Raw genomic sequence first — 15,154 nt, forward strand, 5'->3', positions numbered from 1 at the left:
GTTATCGGTCACTCCCCGCAGACGCGTCGGCGAGCGCGCTGGCTCCGCCGACGATCTCGCTGATTTCCTGGGTGATGTCGGCCTGACGGGCCGCGTTGGCAAGCCGCTTCAGCGACTTGATGAGATCTTCCGCGTTGTCGGTCGCCGACTTCATCGCCCGGCGGCGGGCGGCGTGCTCGGAGGCAGCCGACTGCAGAAGGGCGTTGTAGACACGGCTCTCGACGTAGCGCGGAAGCAGCTCGTCCAGTACTTCCTCGGCCGACGGCTCGAATTCGTACAGGGCGTGCACCCGGTCGCTCATGAAGACCTGGGCGGACTCCTCGGCGGTCTTCTCGAAGCTGAGCGGCAGCATCCGGCGCTCGACCGGGGTCTGCGTCATCATCGAGACGAACTCCGTGAAGACGATGTGGAGTTCGTCCACGCCGCCCTCTGCGGTGTCCTGCTTCAGGGCCTCGATCAGCGGCGCCGCGACGGCCTTGGCGTCGGCGTACGACGGGCTGTCCGTGAAACCGGTCCAGGTCTGCTCGACCTGGCGCTCACGGAAGTTGTAGTACGCCACACCCTTGCGCCCGATGACGTACGTCTGCACGTCCTTGCGGTCGTGTGTCAGTTCGCTCGTCAGGTGCTCGGCGGCCTTGATCGCGTTGCTGGAGTAACCGCCGGCCAGACCGCGGTCGCTCGTGATGAGCAGCACCGCCGCACGCTTCGGGTTCTCCACCTCGGTGGTGAGCGGGTGCTTGACGTCCGCACCGTGCGCCACCGCGGTGACCGCGGAGGTCAGCTCGTCGGCGTACGGAGTGGACGCCGCGACCTTCCGCTGCGCCTTGATGATGCGCGAAGCCGCGATCATCTCCATCGCCTTGGTGATCTTCTTGGTCGCGGAGACGGACTTGATCCGCCTCTTGTAGACCCTGATCTGGGCACCCATCGTCAGCCCTCGCCCAGCAGCTTGCCGTCCGCGGTCTCGAACTGCTGCTTGAAGGAGTTGACGGTCTCACGCAGCTTCTGGAGCGTGTCGTCGGACATCTTGGCACCCTCGCGGATGCTCGTCATGAGGTCCTTGTGCTCGCGGCGCATGAAGTCCAGCAGCTCGGTCTCGAAGCGACGGATGTCGGCGACCGGGACCTCGTCCATCAGGCCGTTGGTGCCCGACCAGACGGAGACGACCTGCTCCTCGGTCGGGAACGGCTTGTACTGCGGCTGCTTCAGCAGCTCGACCATCCGCTGACCGCGCTCCAGCGACGACTTGGACGCGGCGTCCAGGTCCGAACCGAAGGCGGCGAACGCCTCCAGCTCACGGAACTGGGCCAGGTCCACACGGAGCGAACCGGTGATCTGCCGGATCGCCCTGTGCTGGGCGGAACCACCCACGCGGGAGACCGAGATACCGACGTTCAGCGCCGGCCGCTGGCCCGCGTTGAACAGGTCCGACTCCAGGAAGCACTGGCCGTCGGTGATGGAGATGACGTTGGTCGGAATGAACGCCGACACGTCGTTCGCCTTGGTCTCGACGATCGGCAGACCGGTCATCGAACCGGCGCCCATCTCGTCGGAGAGCTTGGCGCAGCGCTCCAGCAGCCGGGAGTGCAGGTAGAAGACGTCACCCGGGTACGCCTCACGGCCCGGCGGACGACGCAGCAGCAGCGAGACGGCGCGGTAGGCGTCGGCCTGCTTGGACAGGTCGTCGAAGACGATCAGGACGTGCTTGCCCTGGTACATCCACTCCTGGCCGATGGCCGAACCGGTGTACGGCGCCAGGTACTTGAAGCCGGCCGGGTCGGACGCGGGCGCGGAGACGATCGTCGTGTACTCCAGCGCGCCGGCCTCCTCCAGGGCACCGCGCACGGACGCGATGGTGGAGCCCTTCTGGCCGATGGCGACGTAGATGCAGCGGACCTGCTTCTTCGGGTCGCCGCTGCGCCAGTTGGCGCGCTGGTTGATGATCGTGTCGACCGCGAGCGCCGTCTTGCCGGTCTGCCGGTCGCCGATGATCAGCTGACGCTGACCGCGGCCGATCGGGGTCATGGTGTCGACGGCCTTGTAGCCGGTCTCCATCGGCTCGTGCACCGACTTGCGCTGCATGACCGTGGGGGCCTGCAGCTCCAGCGCGCGACGACCGGTGGTCTCGATCTCGCCGAGGCCGTCGACCGGGGCGCCCAGCGGGTCCACGACGCGGCCGAGGTAGCCGTCGCCGACCGGAACCGAGAGCACCTCGCCGGTGCGGTGCACCGGCTGGCCCTCCTCGATGCCGCTGAACTCACCGAGGACGACCGCGCCTACCTCGCGCTCCTCGAGGTTGAGGGCGAGACCGAGGGTGCCGTCCTCGAACTTCAGCAGCTCGTTCGCCATGACCGAGGGAAGACCCTCGACCTTGGCGATGCCGTCACCGGCATAGCTGACCGTGCCGACCTCTTCGCGCGAGGCCGCGTCCGGCGAGTACGACTGGACAAAGTCCTCCAGCGCACCCCGGATCTCATCCGGCCGGATCGTGAGCTCCGCCATCTGGGTTCCCTGCTCTCCTTGTTGGGCCCGTATATATCTGCTACGGCCCAACTCGGGCCGCTAAGTACTGCTTGTTGAGTTGGTGTGGCCGGCTCAGCCGGCCATCCGCCGCTCGACGTCCTGGATTCGGTCGCCGACGGTGCCGTTCATGACCTCGTCGCCGATCTTCACCAGGATTCCGCCGCGGACCTGGGGGTCCACGTCGAGGTTCAGGTGCACCTCACGGCCGTACAGCCGGGTGAGGGCCGCACCGAGACGCCGCTTCTGCTCGTCGCTGAGCGGCACCGCCGAGGTGACGACTGCCACCGAGCGGTTCCTGCGCTCCGCGGCCAGCTTGGAGAGGGCCTCGAGGCCACCCTCCAGGCTACGTCCCCGCGGCTGACCGACCAGCCTGATCACCAGACGCTCGGTGGTGGGCCGGGCCCGACCGCCGAGGAGCCGGTGGAGCAGCTCGGTCTGCGCGCTCTTGAACGAGGGCTGGTCGCCCTTGCCGCTGAGCGCCGCACGCAGGTCGGGCGAGGTGCCGACGATCCGGCCGAAGCGGAAGATCTCGTCCTCCACGTCGTCCAGACTGCCGTCGCGCTCGGCCGCGGTGAGGTCGGCAACATCCGCCAGTTCCTCGACCGCGTCCGCCAGATCGCGCGGACGCGACCAGCGGGACCTGACCATGCCGGACAGCAGGTCGACGGTCTCGCCACCGACCTTGTCACCCAGCAGTCGGGCGACCAGCTCGGCCTTGGCCTCGCCTGGCTGCGCCGGGTCGGTGAAGACCCGACGCAACGACACCTCGCGGTCGAGCAGGGCGGTGACGGCGGCCAGCTCGTCGGCGATCTTGACGGCGTCGACGGAGGTGTTGTCCGTCAGCGCGTCCAGACGCTCCTTCGCTGCGGCCAGTGCCGTACGGCTCGCCCCGTTCATCAGCGTGCCTCGGCGTTCGTCGAGCCGTGGGACTGCGCGTCGGAGGCCGAGTCGTTGGCGCTGACCTCGAGCTCGTCGAGGAAGCGGTCGATGACACGGCTCTGCCGGGCGTGGTCCTCGAGGGACTCGCCGACGATCCGGCTCGCGAGCTCGGTGGCCAGCTTGCCGACGTCCTGGCGCAGAGCCAGCGACGCCTGCTTCTGGTCGGCCTCGATCTGCGCGTGACCGGTGGCGACGATCTCCTCGCGCTGCCGCTGGCCTTCCGCACGCATCTCGGCGATGAGCACGGCGCCCTGCTCCTGCGCCTCCTGGCGCAGACGCGCGGCTTCGTGACGGGCGTCCTTCAGCTGCTCGCGGTACTCCTCGAGCGTCTGCTGGGCCTCGTCCTGCGCCTGCTCGGCACGCTCCATACCGCCGACGATCTCGTCGTGGCGCTTCTCCAGTGCCGCGTTGATCGACGGCAGCAGCTTCTTGTAGAAGACGAAGAAGATAATGCCGAAGCAGATGGTACCGATGAGGATCTCGGGCCAGTAAGGCGCCAGAGGATCCATTTTGTCTGCTGCCAGCAGGTCCATGGTTGCCTCTCGTGGAGTGATTGTCCGCCGGTCGCCCGGATCAGTCCGTGGGCAGGATGAAGGGGACGACGAAGCCGATCAGGGCGAGGGCCTCGACGACGGCGAAGCCGAGCAGCATGTTCTGGCGGATCAGGCCGGCAGCCTCGGGCTGGCGGGCCATGGCCTGAACACCGTTACCGAAGATGTAACCAACGCCGATACCGGGGCCGATCGCGGCGAGGCCGTAACCGATGGCGCCGACGTTGCCGTTGACAGCCGCGAGGGTCTCGAGAGCAGACATTCCGTGGTTCCTTCTCTTGGTGGGCCGGTGGGTGGTTGGTCCACCGGACGTTTCAGGGTTGAGCGGTCCGTGGTGGCTCAGAGAACTCTCAGTGCGCCTCTTCGAGCGCCTGGGAGAGGTAGGTGGCGGTCAGCACCGTGAAGACGTAGGCCTGAAGCGCCTGGATGAACATCTCGAAGACCGTGATGATCAGCGTGAGCGCGAACGAGGCCGAGGCGTAGACGGTGCCGAGCACGGTGCCGAGCATGTACCAGGTCGCGATCGTGAAGATCAGGATCAGGATGTGACCCGCGAACATGTTGGCGAAGAGTCGCACGGCGAGCGTGAACGGACGAACGAAGATGTTCGACACGAACTCGATCGGCGTGAGGATGACATAGATCGGCTTCGGCAGCCCACTGGGGACGCACAGGTTGCGGACGCCGCCGACGAACCCGTTCGTCTTGAAGGTCACCGTCATGTAGGTGACCCAGACGATGAGCGCGAGCGCGACCGGGTAGCCGATGACGGACGTCACCGGGAACTGGGCGAGCGGAATCAGCGCCCAGAGGTTCATCATCCAGACGAAGAAGAACAGCGAGACCAGCAGCGGGACGAAGGGCTCGCCCTTCTTGCCCATCACCTCGCGCGCAATGCCCTTGCGCACGAAGTCGTACAGCACCTCGGCGATCATCTGGAACTTGCCCGGAACCACCTTCGGCTTGGCGAAGGCGGCCCAGAAGAAACCGATGATCAGGGCGCTGCCGAGCACCGCGAGCAGCATCGGCTTGGTGAGTTCCACGCCGGCAACGGTGGCGATCGGCTTGAAGAAGAACGAGTGCACACCCGGCGCCGACTCCGCGAAGCCACAGCCCTGGAACAGGTGACAGTCGACCTTGAGGGCGAGCATCTGGTCACTACTCACCGCGAGCTCCTTCGGTCTGACGCATAGGTACGGCTACCTCGATGTGTCTGCGTGGCACAGGGCCACGTAGCGGCACTGGACTGGATATCGCGGGAAGAGCCGAGCCGTCCGACGAGGTCGGCACGGCGGCTCGAGGCGGAGTGGTGAGTACGCGGCGCCGTCCCGCTCAGCGCGCGCCGCTTGGCTCGTAGTAGCACTCTCGGCGTCGGACCATAGCAGTCCGACCGCGAGGGGTTTATGTCGCCCCTACCTTCGGAGCACTCGTGAGTAGCTTTCATCACCGAGGCCCCTCTTCGGAGGGCTTGTCCTCCGAACTCGGCTGGACGTAGAGCGTCTTGACGCGACTTTGCATCCACGCCTGACCGATCGGCCACACCACCGCGCAGGCGAGTGCGGCGAGACCGAAAGCCCGTCCGTTCATGAACGTGGCGTCCCGGAAGACGAGCAGCAGGATCAGCAGTACCGCGACCTGAGTCACGTACACCAACATCCCGGCGCTCATGAGGAGTTCGGGCCATCGCTGGCCGACCACCCGCAGACCGTGCAGGCCGGCGGCGAAGAAGGCGATGCCCACCACCGCGCCGAGAGCGGCACCGAGCGCACCCTTGCCGCCCGCGACGAATCCGGCTACCACGACGGCCACCAGGCCGACCGCGGCGGCGGGAATCGCGGCGCCGCGGAGAATCCGGGCGTCGTTCGACTGCATGAAGGCTGCTCCAGCACAGGAAACGGAAGGTCAGGGGGCTCACAACAGTGAGCAGTACCGGTTGCGTGACCACGCGGGCGAGAGCCGTCGCACCACGACTCTCCGACTCCCTCGCCGGTTCTCGTGAACGCTATCACAAACTTTTTGATGAGGTCTTTACCTACATCGAGTGCCAACAATCACACCTGAGAGCGAACCTCATCAACTGAGCGTTGACTTCGCACCGAGTGTCACTCGTGCCCCAACTGCCGTGTCCCAGCAGCTCGTTGGGGCCCGTCAGGACGAGTTGCTCTCGATCCGGTCGCGCCCGGGGAAGCGGTGCCGCTCCCCCACCGCCGTTGCGCCGTTCAGCCCAGCGGCCCTGGCCGCCTCCGGGCCGCTCTCGGCCTTCACGGACCCCGCACCGGCCTCGCCGGGTGCACCCTCGCCGGGCTTCCCGGCCTCTTCGACGGACTTCTGCGCGTCGTCCTCCCCGGCTCCCGACTCCGCGGCGCCGCTCTCCCCTGCCGCACCCGCGCCGCCGGGGGACTTCCCGCCGTTCCTTCGGGCCGCCGCTGCGGGGATGCGGTAGCGGGGCGGAGTGAAGCGCTGGGCCCACGTCGGAACCCGGGGATTGAAGCGCGGCAGCAGCAGGACGACCAGCCCCACCACACTCAGCAGCATGATCGTCAGGACGATCACCAGGCTGGAGGACTGCACCGAGAAAGCCACCGCGCCGAAGGCGATCAGCGCCGACCAGAAGTACATGATCAGCACCGCACGGCTGTGGCTGTGGCCGATCTCCAGCAGCCGGTGGTGGAGGTGGCCGCGGTCGGCGGCGAACGGCGAACGCCCGTTCCAGGTACGGCGGACGACGGCGAGGATCAGGTCGGCCGTCGGCACCGCGAGGATGGTCAGCGGCAGGATCAGCGGCATGTAGACGGGCACGGTCGCCTGGACCGCGGCCCGCTCCGAGCCGCTGAAGAGCTTGAGCGCGTCCGGGTCCACCTGGCCGGTGACGGAGACCGCGCCGGCGGCGAGCACCAGGCCGATGAGCATCGACCCCGAGTCACCCATGAAGATTCGTGCGGGATGCATGTTGTGCGGCAGGAAGCCCAGACACATGCCCATGAGTACGGCGGCGAAGAGCGTCGCGGGGGCCGCGGCCTCGATGCCGTAGCTGTACCAGATGCGGTAGGCGTACATGAAGAACGCCATCGCGGCAATGCACACCATGCCCGAGGCGAGTCCGTCGAGGCCGTCGACGAAGTTGACCGCGTTGATGGTGATGACCACCAGCGCCACGGTGAGCAGGGTGCCCTGGAGCGGAGTGATGGCGACCATTCCCACGGTGGGGATCGGCAGCCAGAGGATGGTCAGGCCCTGCCAGACCATCACGCCCGCGGCGATCATCTGGCCGCCGAGCTTCACCAGCGCGTCCACGCCCCACTTGTCGTCCAGCACACCGAGCAGCCAGATGATGCCGGCACCGGCCAACAGGGCCCGCGGCTCGTCGGAGAGGGTGAAGACGTCGCTGATGTTCTCGAGTTGGGAGGCGACGAGCAGACCCGCGCACAGCCCGCCGAACATGGCGATGCCGCCGAGCCGAGGCGTCGGCTCACGGTGCACGTCGCGGGCGCGGATCTGCGGCACCGCTCCGGCGGCGATCGCGAACTTCCGTACCGGGCCGGTCAGCAGATAAGTGACGGCGGCCGTGACGCACAGCGTCAGCAGATACTCCCGCACGGGCTCCCCAGAGGTATTTCGAGCATCCTTGGCCCACACCTTAGGACACGGGCCGGTGGTGGAACGGTTCCGCGGTGTCAGGCAGGCGCCGGCACCCCGGTCAGCGCGGTGACCACAGGATCGAGCGCCGCGCTGATCTCGGCGCCGACCAGTCTGAAGTACGAGACCGGGGCGCCGTACGGGTCGTAGACCTCGTCGGCGTCCGCGGTGGGCGCCAGCAACCAGCCGCGCAGCGCCGCCGCGGCCTGCACGAGCGCTCGGGCCCGCTCGGCGACGGAGTCGGCGCTGTGCGCGGCGGGCAGGGTGGCGGAGTCTATGGCGCGCACCAGTCTGGTGAACTCCTTGAGCGTGAAGGTCCGCAGGCCCGCGGAGTGGCCCATGGAGATCACCTGTGCGCGGTGGTCTCGGGTGGCCGTCAGCACCAGATCGGCGCGGATGACGTGCTCGTCCAGCAGCTCGCGGCCGACGAACCCGGAGGCGTCGGCGCCGTACTCGCCGAGCACGGTGGCCGCGTGCTCCTCCATCGAGGCGCCCTCGTGGCCCCAGGTCCCCGCGCTCTCCACGAGCAGGCCGTTGCTCAGCCCGTCCTCCAGCCTCGCGGCCAGGGCATGGCGCGTCAGCCGCTCGGTGATCGGCGAGCGGCAGACGTTGCCGGTGGAGACATGGAGGATACGGAAGGTGTCGGCGGGGGCGTGGCCCCCTCCTTCGCGCCTCGGCGGCGCGGTCAACTGGCCTCCTTCAACTCGGGTACGACCTTGCGCAGTTCCTCCGCGCTGATCGCCCCGGCCCGCAGCAGGGTGGGTACCTCCCCGGTCACGTCCACGATGGAGGACGGCACGATGTCGGGGGTCGGACCGCCGTCGAGGTAGACGGCGATCGAGTCGCCCAGCATGTCCTGCGCGCTGTCGCAGTCCTGGGGCGCGGGGTGCCCGGTGAGGTTCGCCGAGGATACGGCCATCGGGCCGACTTCGGTGAGGAGTTCGATCGCCACCGGGTGGAGAGGCATTCGCACGGCGACGGTGCCGCCGGTCTCGCCGAGGTCCCAGGTGAGCGAGGGCTGGTGCCTGGCGACGAGCGTGAGCGCGCCGGGCCAGAAGGCGTCGACCAGGTCCCAGGCCGCCTCGGAGAACCCGGTGACCAGCCCGTGCAGGGTGTTGGGCGAGCCGATCAGCACCGGCGAGGGCATGCCGCGCCCGCGGCCCTTGGCCTCCAGCAGGTCGCCGACGGCCTCGCCGCTGAAGGCGTCGGCGCCGACTCCGTAGACCGTGTCAGTCGGGAGGACGACGAGCTCACCGCGGCGCACGGCCGAAGCCGCCTCGCGCAGACCGGTCTTGCGGTCGGTGGCCTCTGTGCAGTCGTACCGCCGTGCCATTACGGCACCTCCCTGCGTGCTGTGGCGAATCGGGGTCGGTTGTTGAGGTCGGGGTGGTCGGCCGCGTCCGCCCACCCACGGTCCTCGGCGAAGATCCACGGCACCTGGCCGCCCTGGGTGTCGGCGTGCTCGACGACGACCACGCCCCCGGGCCGCAGCAGGCGGTGCGCGGTGCGCTCCAGCCCGCGGATCAGGTCCAGCCCGTCCTCGCCGGAGAAGAGCGCCAACTGCGGGTCGTGGTCGCGCGCTTCGGGGGCGACGTACTCCCACTCGGTGAGCGGGATGTACGGCGGGTTGGAGACGACGAGGTCGACCTGGCCGTCCAGCTCGGGCAGCGCGGCGAGCGCGTCGCCGTGGTGCAGCCGCACCCGGGAGCCCTCGACGTTCTTGCGGGCCCAGACGATCGCCGAATCGTCCAGCTCGACCGCGTGCACCCGCGACCTCGGCACCTCCTGGGCGAGCGCGAGGGCGATGGCCGCGGAGCCGGTGCACAGATCGACGATCAGCGGCTCGGCGACGTCCATGGCGCGCACCGCGTCTATCGCCCAGCCCACGACGGACTCGGTCTCCGGGCGGGGCACGAACACGCCCCTGCCGACGTGGAGTTCGAGGTAGCGGAAGAAGGCGCGGCCGGTGATGTGCTGCAACGGCTCCCGGGCCTCGCGACGAGCGACGACCTCCCAGTAGAAGGCGTCGAAGTCGCTGTCGCCGACGCGGTGCAGCTCACTGCGTTTGACCCGGTGCACGAAGGCGGCGAGCTCCTCCGCGTCGAAACGCGGCGACGGCACATCGGCGTCCGCCAGGCGCCTGGTGGCCTGTGCCACCTCTGCCAGCAGTAGGTTCATGATCGACTACCTGCCCACCCCATCGGACTCGCTTCCCCCGGATTACTGTGCCGCAGCCAGCTTTGCCGCGGCGTCGGCGTCCACACACGCCTGGATGACCGGGTCGAGCTCACCGTCGAGCACCTGGTCGAGGTTGTACGCCTTGAAGCCGACCCGGTGGTCGGAGATGCGGTTCTCCGGGAAGTTGTACGTGCGCACCCGCTCGGAGCGGTCGACGGTGCGGACCTGGCTGCGGCGCGCGTCCGACGCCTCACGCTCGGCCTCCTCCTGGGCGGCCGCGAGCAGCCGCGCTCGCAGGATGCGCATGGCCTGCTCCTTGTTCTGGAGCTGGCTCTTCTCGTTCTGGCAGGAGGCCACAACTCCGGTGGGGAGGTGGGTGATGCGCACCGCGGAGTCGGTGGTGTTGACCGACTGGCCGCCCGGGCCCGAGGAGCGGTACACGTCTATCCGCAGGTCGTTGGCGCTGATCTCCACGTCGACGTCCTCGGCCTCGGGCAGCACCAGTACGCCGGCGGCGGAGGTGTGGATACGCCCCTGGGACTCGGTCGCCGGTACGCGCTGCACCCGGTGCACGCCGCCCTCGTACTTCAGCCGCGCCCACACGCCCTGGCCCGGCTCGGTCCGGCCGCTCTTGGCCTTCACCGCGATCTGCACGTCCTTGTAGCCGCCGAGGTCGGACTCGGTGGACTCGATCAGCTCGATCTTCCAGTTCTGCCGCTCCGCGTACCGCAGGTACATCCGCAGCAGGTCACCGGCGAACAGTGCGGACTCGTCGCCGCCCTCGCCCGCCTTGACCTCCAGGATGACGTCCTTGTCGTCGCTCGGGTCGCGCGGGACCAGCAGCAGGCGCAGCCGCTCGGTCAACTCCTCGCGGCCGGACTCCAGTTCCTTGATCTCGGCGAAGAAGTCCGGGTCGTCGGCGGCGAGTTCGCGCGCGGTCGCGATGTCGTCCTCGTTCTGCTTCCAGCCCCGGTAGGCGGCGATGATCGGCGTCAGCTCGGCGTAGCGCTTGTTGAGCCTGCGGGCCGTGCCCTGGTCGGCGTGGATCGCCGGGTCTGCGAGCTGCTTCTCGAGGTCGACGTGTTCGCCGATGAGTTCCTCGACCGCCTCGAACATCGGTTGTCCTTAGGGAGTGGGCCGGAGGCCGCACGGGGCGTACGCACCGGCGGGACCGGAATGGAACGGCGTGGACGACAAAGCGCCGGTCCCGCACCGCCGGGCAGGGCGGCCGGAAACCGGCGCTGTCGGGTCGCTAGTTGGTCCCGGCCTTCTTGCCGAACCGAGCCTCGAAACGGGCCACACGGCCACCGGTGTCGAGGATCTTCTGCTTGCCGGTGTAGAAGGGGTGGCACTCGGAGCAGACGTCTGCGCGGATCGCGCCCTCTCCAACGGTGCTACGGGTGGTGAACGAGGCGCCACAGGTGCAGCTGACCTGGGTCTCCACGTACTCCGGGTGGATGTCGCGCTTCAAGGTGTCTCCTAGGTTCGGGAGGGCGCCGGGTCGCCCGCGCGGGTTTGCGGGGCGTGAACCGGAACCGACGTACCAGTCTGCCATTACTGGCCGTACCTCCCAAAACCGGGGGACGGCCGTAATTATTCCGCACCCGGGAGGACGCCTCCCGGGTGCTGCCCCACGACAGAGATGTGCGCACCTCCGGCGGGAGGTGCGCACATCCTGGCGCCCGTGCGGGCGCGGGGCCGGGTGGCCGGGAACGGGTCCCCGGCCGCCCGCGACCTCAGTCGCCGTTGCCGGGCGCCGGGGTGTTCTTCTGGATCTGCATGAGGAACTCGGCGTTGGAGCCGGTCTTCTTCATCTTGTCCAGCAGCAGCTCGATCGCCTGCTGCTGGTCGAGGGCGTGCAGCACCCGGCGGAGCTTCCAGACGATGGCCAGCTCCTCGCTGCCCATCAGGATCTCCTCCTTGCGGGTGCCGGAGGCGTCCACGTCGACCGCGGGGAAGATGCGCTTGTCGGCGAGCTTCCGGTCGAGCTTGAGCTCCATGTTGCCGGTGCCCTTGAACTCCTCGAAGATCACCTCGTCCATCCGCGAGCCGGTCTCGACCAGAGCGGTGGCCAGGATGGTCAGCGAGCCGCCGTCCTCGATGTTCCGCGCGGCGCCGAAGAACTTCTTCGGCGGGTACAGCGCGGTCGAGTCGACACCGCCGGAGAGGATTCGGCCGGAGGCCGGCGCCGCGAGGTTGTACGCACGGCCCAGTCGCGTGATCGAGTCCAGCAGCACGACCACGTCGTGGCCCAGCTCGACGAGCCGCTTGGCCCGCTCGATCGCCAGCTCCGCGACGGTGGTGTGGTCCTCGGCGGGGCGGTCGAAGGTCGAGGAGATGACCTCGCCCTTGACCGACCGCTGCATGTCGGTGACCTCTTCCGGACGCTCGTCGACAAGGACGACCATCAGGTGGCACTCGGGGTTGTTGGTGGTGATGGCGTTGGCCACCGCCTGCATGATCATGGTCTTGCCGGTCTTCGGCGGTGCCACGATCAGACCGCGCTGCCCCTTGCCGATCGGCGAGACGAGATCGATGATCCGCGTCGTCAGGTCACCCGGGTCGCTCTCCAGCCGCAGGCGCTCCTGCGGGTAGAGCGGCGTCAGCTTGCTGAAGTCGGCGCGCGCACGGCCCTCTTCGGGCGCCATTCCGTTGGCCGAGTCCAGCCGGACGAGCGCGTTGAACTTCTCGCGGCGCTCACCCTCCTTCGGCTGACGGACCGCGCCGGTGACGTGGTCGCCCTTGCGCAGGCCGTTCTTGCGGACCTGGGCGAGGGAGACGTACACGTCGTTCGGCCCGGGCAGGTAGCCGGTGGTGCGCACGAACGCGTAGTTGTCGAGGATGTCGAGGATGCCCGCGACCGGGATCAGCACATCGTCCTCGTTGACCTGCGGCTCGAACTCGTCACGACCGCGGCGGCCCCGACGGTCGCGGTAGCGCCCGCGGCGCCCGCGGCGCCCACCGTCGAAGTCGTCGTCACGGTCACCACGGTTGTCGCGGTCGCCGCGGTTGTCCCGGTCGCCGCGGTCACCACGGTTGTCGCGGTCGCCGCGGTTGTCGCCGCGGTTGTTGTCCCGGTTGTCGCCGCGGTTGTGGCGACCGCCCTGCTGGTCGTTCTGCTGGCCGCCCTGGTTCTCGCCCCGGCGACCGCGCTGACGCTTGCTCTGGCGGTCCTGCTGACGGCCGTCACCGCGACCGCCGTCGTGCTTGCCGTCCTTGCCGTCCTGGCGCGAGTCGGCGCTCTCGGAGGCTGAATCGCCCCTGCTCGCACCGGAGTTGGCGGAGTCCCCGCGACCCTCGCCCCTCGCGGAACGGCCGCGCTTGTCGCCCTCGCCGTTCTGCTCGGACTGGGCAGCGCCGGCGGGCTGGCCCGGGATCTCGACCTGCCCCGCGTCGCCCGCGCCCTCCGCGTCGCCCGTACGGGCCCGCGAGGTGCTGCGCCGCTTCGGCTTGGCCTCGGCCTCGGCCTCGTCGCCGCGATCGGCGTCGGCGCTCTTGCGGCCGGCCGACCTGGCTGCGGTCTTCTTGGTGTCGGCGGCGGGCTCGCTCTCCTTGGCGCCGCCCGCATCGCCACCGCCCGAGGCGGTCTGCTTTTCCTTGATGACCTCGATCAACTGGCTCTTGCGCATCCGGCCCGTGCTCTTGATGCCGAGGCCGGAAGCGATCTGCTGAAGCTCTGCCAGGACCATGCTCTCAAGACCGGTACCGGTGCGGCGGCGCCGCCCGGTGGTGCCGGTGGCAGCACCGGAGGCAGGCGCGGCAGAGGCGTCCTTGGCAGGCGCGTCGGCGTTCACGCCCATCAGATCGGTGGTGTCGCTCACGAAGGGTCCTTCCCTGGAGCGGGCGTCGGCCTGTCTGGCTCGGCGACCGGTTGTGCTGTCCGGCTGCGGTCCGTGATTTGCTGAGACCGCGCCGTGGCGGTAAGTCCCGCCTGTGCGTACGGCGGAGAGGTCGGTTCAAAAATGGCGTGAGAGGTGTGCGTCATTCACGCCGCTCCGGGATGTGGTCAACACTGCTCGGCATGCAGCTCAGACAGCGTGGGAAGCTCCCGGAAGGATGAGTTGCCCCGATTGGGGACTCCAAGCACCACACCGCAAAGGGCTGCGAGTGCTGGCTTGAGGTTAACACTACCGGACGTAACAAACATTCCCCCTCTCCATCACCGGCAATCCACGGCCGGCGACAACATCAACTGCCCGCATCCGGGCCCTTCAGCGGCAGCACTCCAGCGCCGCGCAGATCGAGCGCGAGTCTGTTGGCGGTCCATTCCTCGCCCGCCGTGTGTGCGATCTTCTCCGCCGAGCCGTCCTCGGTGAGCGCCAACACCGTCGGCCCCGCACCGGAGATGACTGCCGGAACTCCGTCCGCGCGCAGCCTGTTGACCAGCTCGACGCTCTCCGGCATCGCCGGCGCGCGGTAGTCCTGGTGGAGGCGGTCCTCGGTCGCGGGCAGCAGCAGCTCGGGGCGCCTGGTCAGGGCCTCCAGCAGCAGCGCCGCACGGCCGGCGTTGGCCGCGGCGTCGACGTGCGGAACGCTCTTCGGCAGCAGCCCGCGCGCGGTCTCGGTGAGCACCGGCCGCGCGGGCACGAACACCACCGGGACCACCGAGTCCGCGGGGTCCATGCGGATCGCCCGGGCAGCCCCGGAGTCCGTCCAGGCGAGCGTGAAGCCGCCGAGCAGGCAGGCCGCGACGTTGTCCGGATGTCCCTCGATCTCGGTGGCCAGCTCCAGCAGCGCGGTGTCGTCGAGCCGCTCCGCGCCGCCGGTCGTCACCGCGCGGGCGGCCACGATGCCCGCGCAGATGGCGGCGGAGGAGGAGCCCAGGCCGCGGCCGTGCGGGATGCGGTTGGCACAGACGACCTCCAGCCCGCGCGGCTGACCGCCCAGCACGTCGAAGGCGGTGCGCAGTGCGCGCACCAGCAGGTGGCTCTCGTCGCGGGGGAGGTTGTCCGCGCCCTCACCCGCGATGTCGACGTGCAGTCCGGACTCCGCGACCCGGACCACGACGTCGTCGTAGAGGCCGAGGGAGAGGCCGAAGGCGTCGAAGCCGGGGCCGATGTTGGCGCTGGTCGCGGGGACGCGTACCCGTACCGCGGCGGCTCGGAATGCTGGACCGGCCATCGCTCGATGACTCTCCTTGCTCGGAGTTGCACGGACATGACGGGCGGCCGGCTGCGCGGAACCGGCACCTGCCCGTCCCCGGGGGGGGCGGAAAAGGTGCCGGGCCGAGGCGGGCGGGGTCGCACGAAGCGTCCCCGGGCGGCTGCTACGGCGAAGATGCCGACGGGCAGGCCACGACACATGTCGTGCGTACTGGGTGGGGGCTG

At 69.1% G+C, this 15,154-nt stretch carries 15 protein-coding genes; all 15 read right to left on the reverse strand.

Going from position 1 to position 15,154, the window contains the following annotated elements:
* Nucleotide 1 precedes the first annotated feature (1 nt).
* The 15 genes from JGS22_RS01625 to thrB all read right to left on the reverse strand — a co-directional run bounded on the left by JGS22_RS01625 (nt 2) and on the right by thrB (nt 14,948).
* On the reverse strand, nt 2–928 hold the full coding sequence (locus JGS22_RS01625; RefSeq protein ID WP_211039858.1) for a F0F1 ATP synthase subunit gamma: 927 nt from the start codon (nt 926–928) through the stop codon (nt 2–4).
* Nucleotides 929–930: 2 nt separating this feature from the next.
* Nucleotides 931–2,502, reverse strand: a complete 1,572-nt coding sequence (gene atpA / locus JGS22_RS01630) for a F0F1 ATP synthase subunit alpha (RefSeq protein ID WP_211039857.1) — start codon at nt 2,500–2,502, stop codon at nt 931–933.
* Nucleotides 2,503–2,595: 93 nt separating this feature from the next.
* A complete protein-coding gene (locus JGS22_RS01635; RefSeq protein WP_211039856.1) occupies nt 2,596–3,420 on the reverse strand; it encodes a F0F1 ATP synthase subunit delta in 825 nt (274 codons plus the stop codon).
* On the reverse strand, nt 3,420–3,995 hold the full coding sequence (locus JGS22_RS01640) for a F0F1 ATP synthase subunit B (protein ID WP_211039855.1): 576 nt from the start codon (nt 3,993–3,995) through the stop codon (nt 3,420–3,422). The genes JGS22_RS01635 and JGS22_RS01640 overlap by 1 nt, the downstream gene beginning before the upstream one ends.
* A gap of 40 nt (nt 3,996–4,035) precedes the next feature.
* The gene (atpE, locus tag JGS22_RS01645) at nt 4,036–4,275 is read right to left on the reverse strand and encodes an ATP synthase F0 subunit C (RefSeq protein WP_211039854.1); all 240 of its coding nucleotides are present in this window, start codon (nt 4,273–4,275) and stop codon (nt 4,036–4,038) included.
* An 88-nt stretch (nt 4,276–4,363) separates the two neighbouring features.
* Nucleotides 4,364–5,164 (reverse strand): F0F1 ATP synthase subunit A, encoded by an 801-nt coding sequence (gene atpB, locus JGS22_RS01650; protein ID WP_211039912.1) that lies wholly within the window; start codon nt 5,162–5,164, stop codon nt 4,364–4,366.
* A 292-nt stretch (nt 5,165–5,456) separates the two neighbouring features.
* The gene (locus JGS22_RS01655; protein WP_211039853.1) at nt 5,457–5,885 is read right to left on the reverse strand and encodes a Cg1360 family ATP-synthase-associated protein; all 429 of its coding nucleotides are present in this window, start codon (nt 5,883–5,885) and stop codon (nt 5,457–5,459) included.
* A 276-nt stretch (nt 5,886–6,161) separates the two neighbouring features.
* Nucleotides 6,162–7,610: an MraY family glycosyltransferase gene (locus tag JGS22_RS01660; RefSeq protein ID WP_211039852.1), complete on the reverse strand. Its 1,449-nt coding sequence runs from the start codon at nt 7,608–7,610 to the stop codon at nt 6,162–6,164.
* A gap of 77 nt (nt 7,611–7,687) precedes the next feature.
* Nucleotides 7,688–8,338: an arsenate reductase/protein-tyrosine-phosphatase family protein gene (locus JGS22_RS01665; RefSeq protein ID WP_211039851.1), complete on the reverse strand. Its 651-nt coding sequence runs from the start codon at nt 8,336–8,338 to the stop codon at nt 7,688–7,690.
* Nucleotides 8,335–8,982 carry an L-threonylcarbamoyladenylate synthase gene (locus tag JGS22_RS01670; protein WP_211039850.1) on the reverse strand — a complete coding sequence of 216 codons (648 nt, stop codon included), beginning with the start codon at nt 8,980–8,982 and terminating at the stop codon, nt 8,335–8,337. The genes JGS22_RS01665 and JGS22_RS01670 overlap by 4 nt, the downstream gene beginning before the upstream one ends.
* Nucleotides 8,982–9,827 (reverse strand): peptide chain release factor N(5)-glutamine methyltransferase, encoded by an 846-nt coding sequence (gene prmC / locus JGS22_RS01675; protein ID WP_211039849.1) that lies wholly within the window; start codon nt 9,825–9,827, stop codon nt 8,982–8,984. The genes JGS22_RS01670 and prmC overlap by 1 nt, the downstream gene beginning before the upstream one ends.
* A gap of 42 nt (nt 9,828–9,869) precedes the next feature.
* A complete protein-coding gene (prfA, locus tag JGS22_RS01680; protein WP_211039848.1) occupies nt 9,870–10,943 on the reverse strand; it encodes a peptide chain release factor 1 in 1,074 nt (357 codons plus the stop codon).
* Nucleotides 10,944–11,079: 136 nt separating this feature from the next.
* Entirely contained in the window at nt 11,080–11,298 is a 219-nt protein-coding gene (gene rpmE, locus JGS22_RS01685; protein WP_211039847.1) for a 50S ribosomal protein L31, read from the reverse strand.
* Nucleotides 11,299–11,563: 265 nt separating this feature from the next.
* Nucleotides 11,564–13,648 (reverse strand): transcription termination factor Rho, encoded by a 2,085-nt coding sequence (gene rho / locus JGS22_RS01690; protein WP_216814805.1) that lies wholly within the window; start codon nt 13,646–13,648, stop codon nt 11,564–11,566.
* Between the two features lie 367 nt (nt 13,649–14,015).
* Entirely contained in the window at nt 14,016–14,948 is a 933-nt protein-coding gene (gene thrB, locus JGS22_RS01695; RefSeq protein WP_211039845.1) for a homoserine kinase, read from the reverse strand.
* Between the last annotated feature and the right edge of the window lie 206 nt (nt 14,949–15,154).

The organism is Streptomyces tardus, assembly GCF_018101125.2.
GTDB lineage: Bacteria > Actinomycetota > Actinomycetes > Streptomycetales > Streptomycetaceae > Streptomyces > Streptomyces tardus.

Bases quoted from the DNA above. Each gene is read 5' to 3' on its own strand.
- JGS22_RS01670 (WP_211039850.1), bottom strand. From the start codon at position 8,982: ATGGCACGGCGGTACGACTGCACAGAGGCCACCGACCGCAAGACCGGT.
- JGS22_RS01640 (WP_211039855.1), bottom strand. From the start codon at position 3,995: ATGGACCTGCTGGCAGCAGACAAAATGGATCCTCTGGCGCCTTACTGG.
- atpA (WP_211039857.1), bottom strand. From the start codon at position 2,502: ATGGCGGAGCTCACGATCCGGCCGGATGAGATCCGGGGTGCGCTGGAG.
- atpE (WP_211039854.1), bottom strand. From the start codon at position 4,275: ATGTCTGCTCTCGAGACCCTCGCGGCTGTCAACGGCAACGTCGGCGCC.
- JGS22_RS01655 (WP_211039853.1), bottom strand. From the start codon at position 5,885: ATGCAGTCGAACGACGCCCGGATTCTCCGCGGCGCCGCGATTCCCGCC.
- JGS22_RS01635 (WP_211039856.1), bottom strand. From the start codon at position 3,420: ATGAACGGGGCGAGCCGTACGGCACTGGCCGCAGCGAAGGAGCGTCTG.
- thrB (WP_211039845.1), bottom strand. From the start codon at position 14,948: ATGGCCGGTCCAGCATTCCGAGCCGCCGCGGTACGGGTACGCGTCCCC.
- prmC (WP_211039849.1), bottom strand. From the start codon at position 9,827: ATGAACCTACTGCTGGCAGAGGTGGCACAGGCCACCAGGCGCCTGGCG.
- JGS22_RS01625 (WP_211039858.1), bottom strand. From the start codon at position 928: ATGGGTGCCCAGATCAGGGTCTACAAGAGGCGGATCAAGTCCGTCTCC.
- atpB (WP_211039912.1), bottom strand. From the start codon at position 5,164: ATGCTCGCCCTCAAGGTCGACTGTCACCTGTTCCAGGGCTGTGGCTTC.
- prfA (WP_211039848.1), bottom strand. From the start codon at position 10,943: ATGTTCGAGGCGGTCGAGGAACTCATCGGCGAACACGTCGACCTCGAG.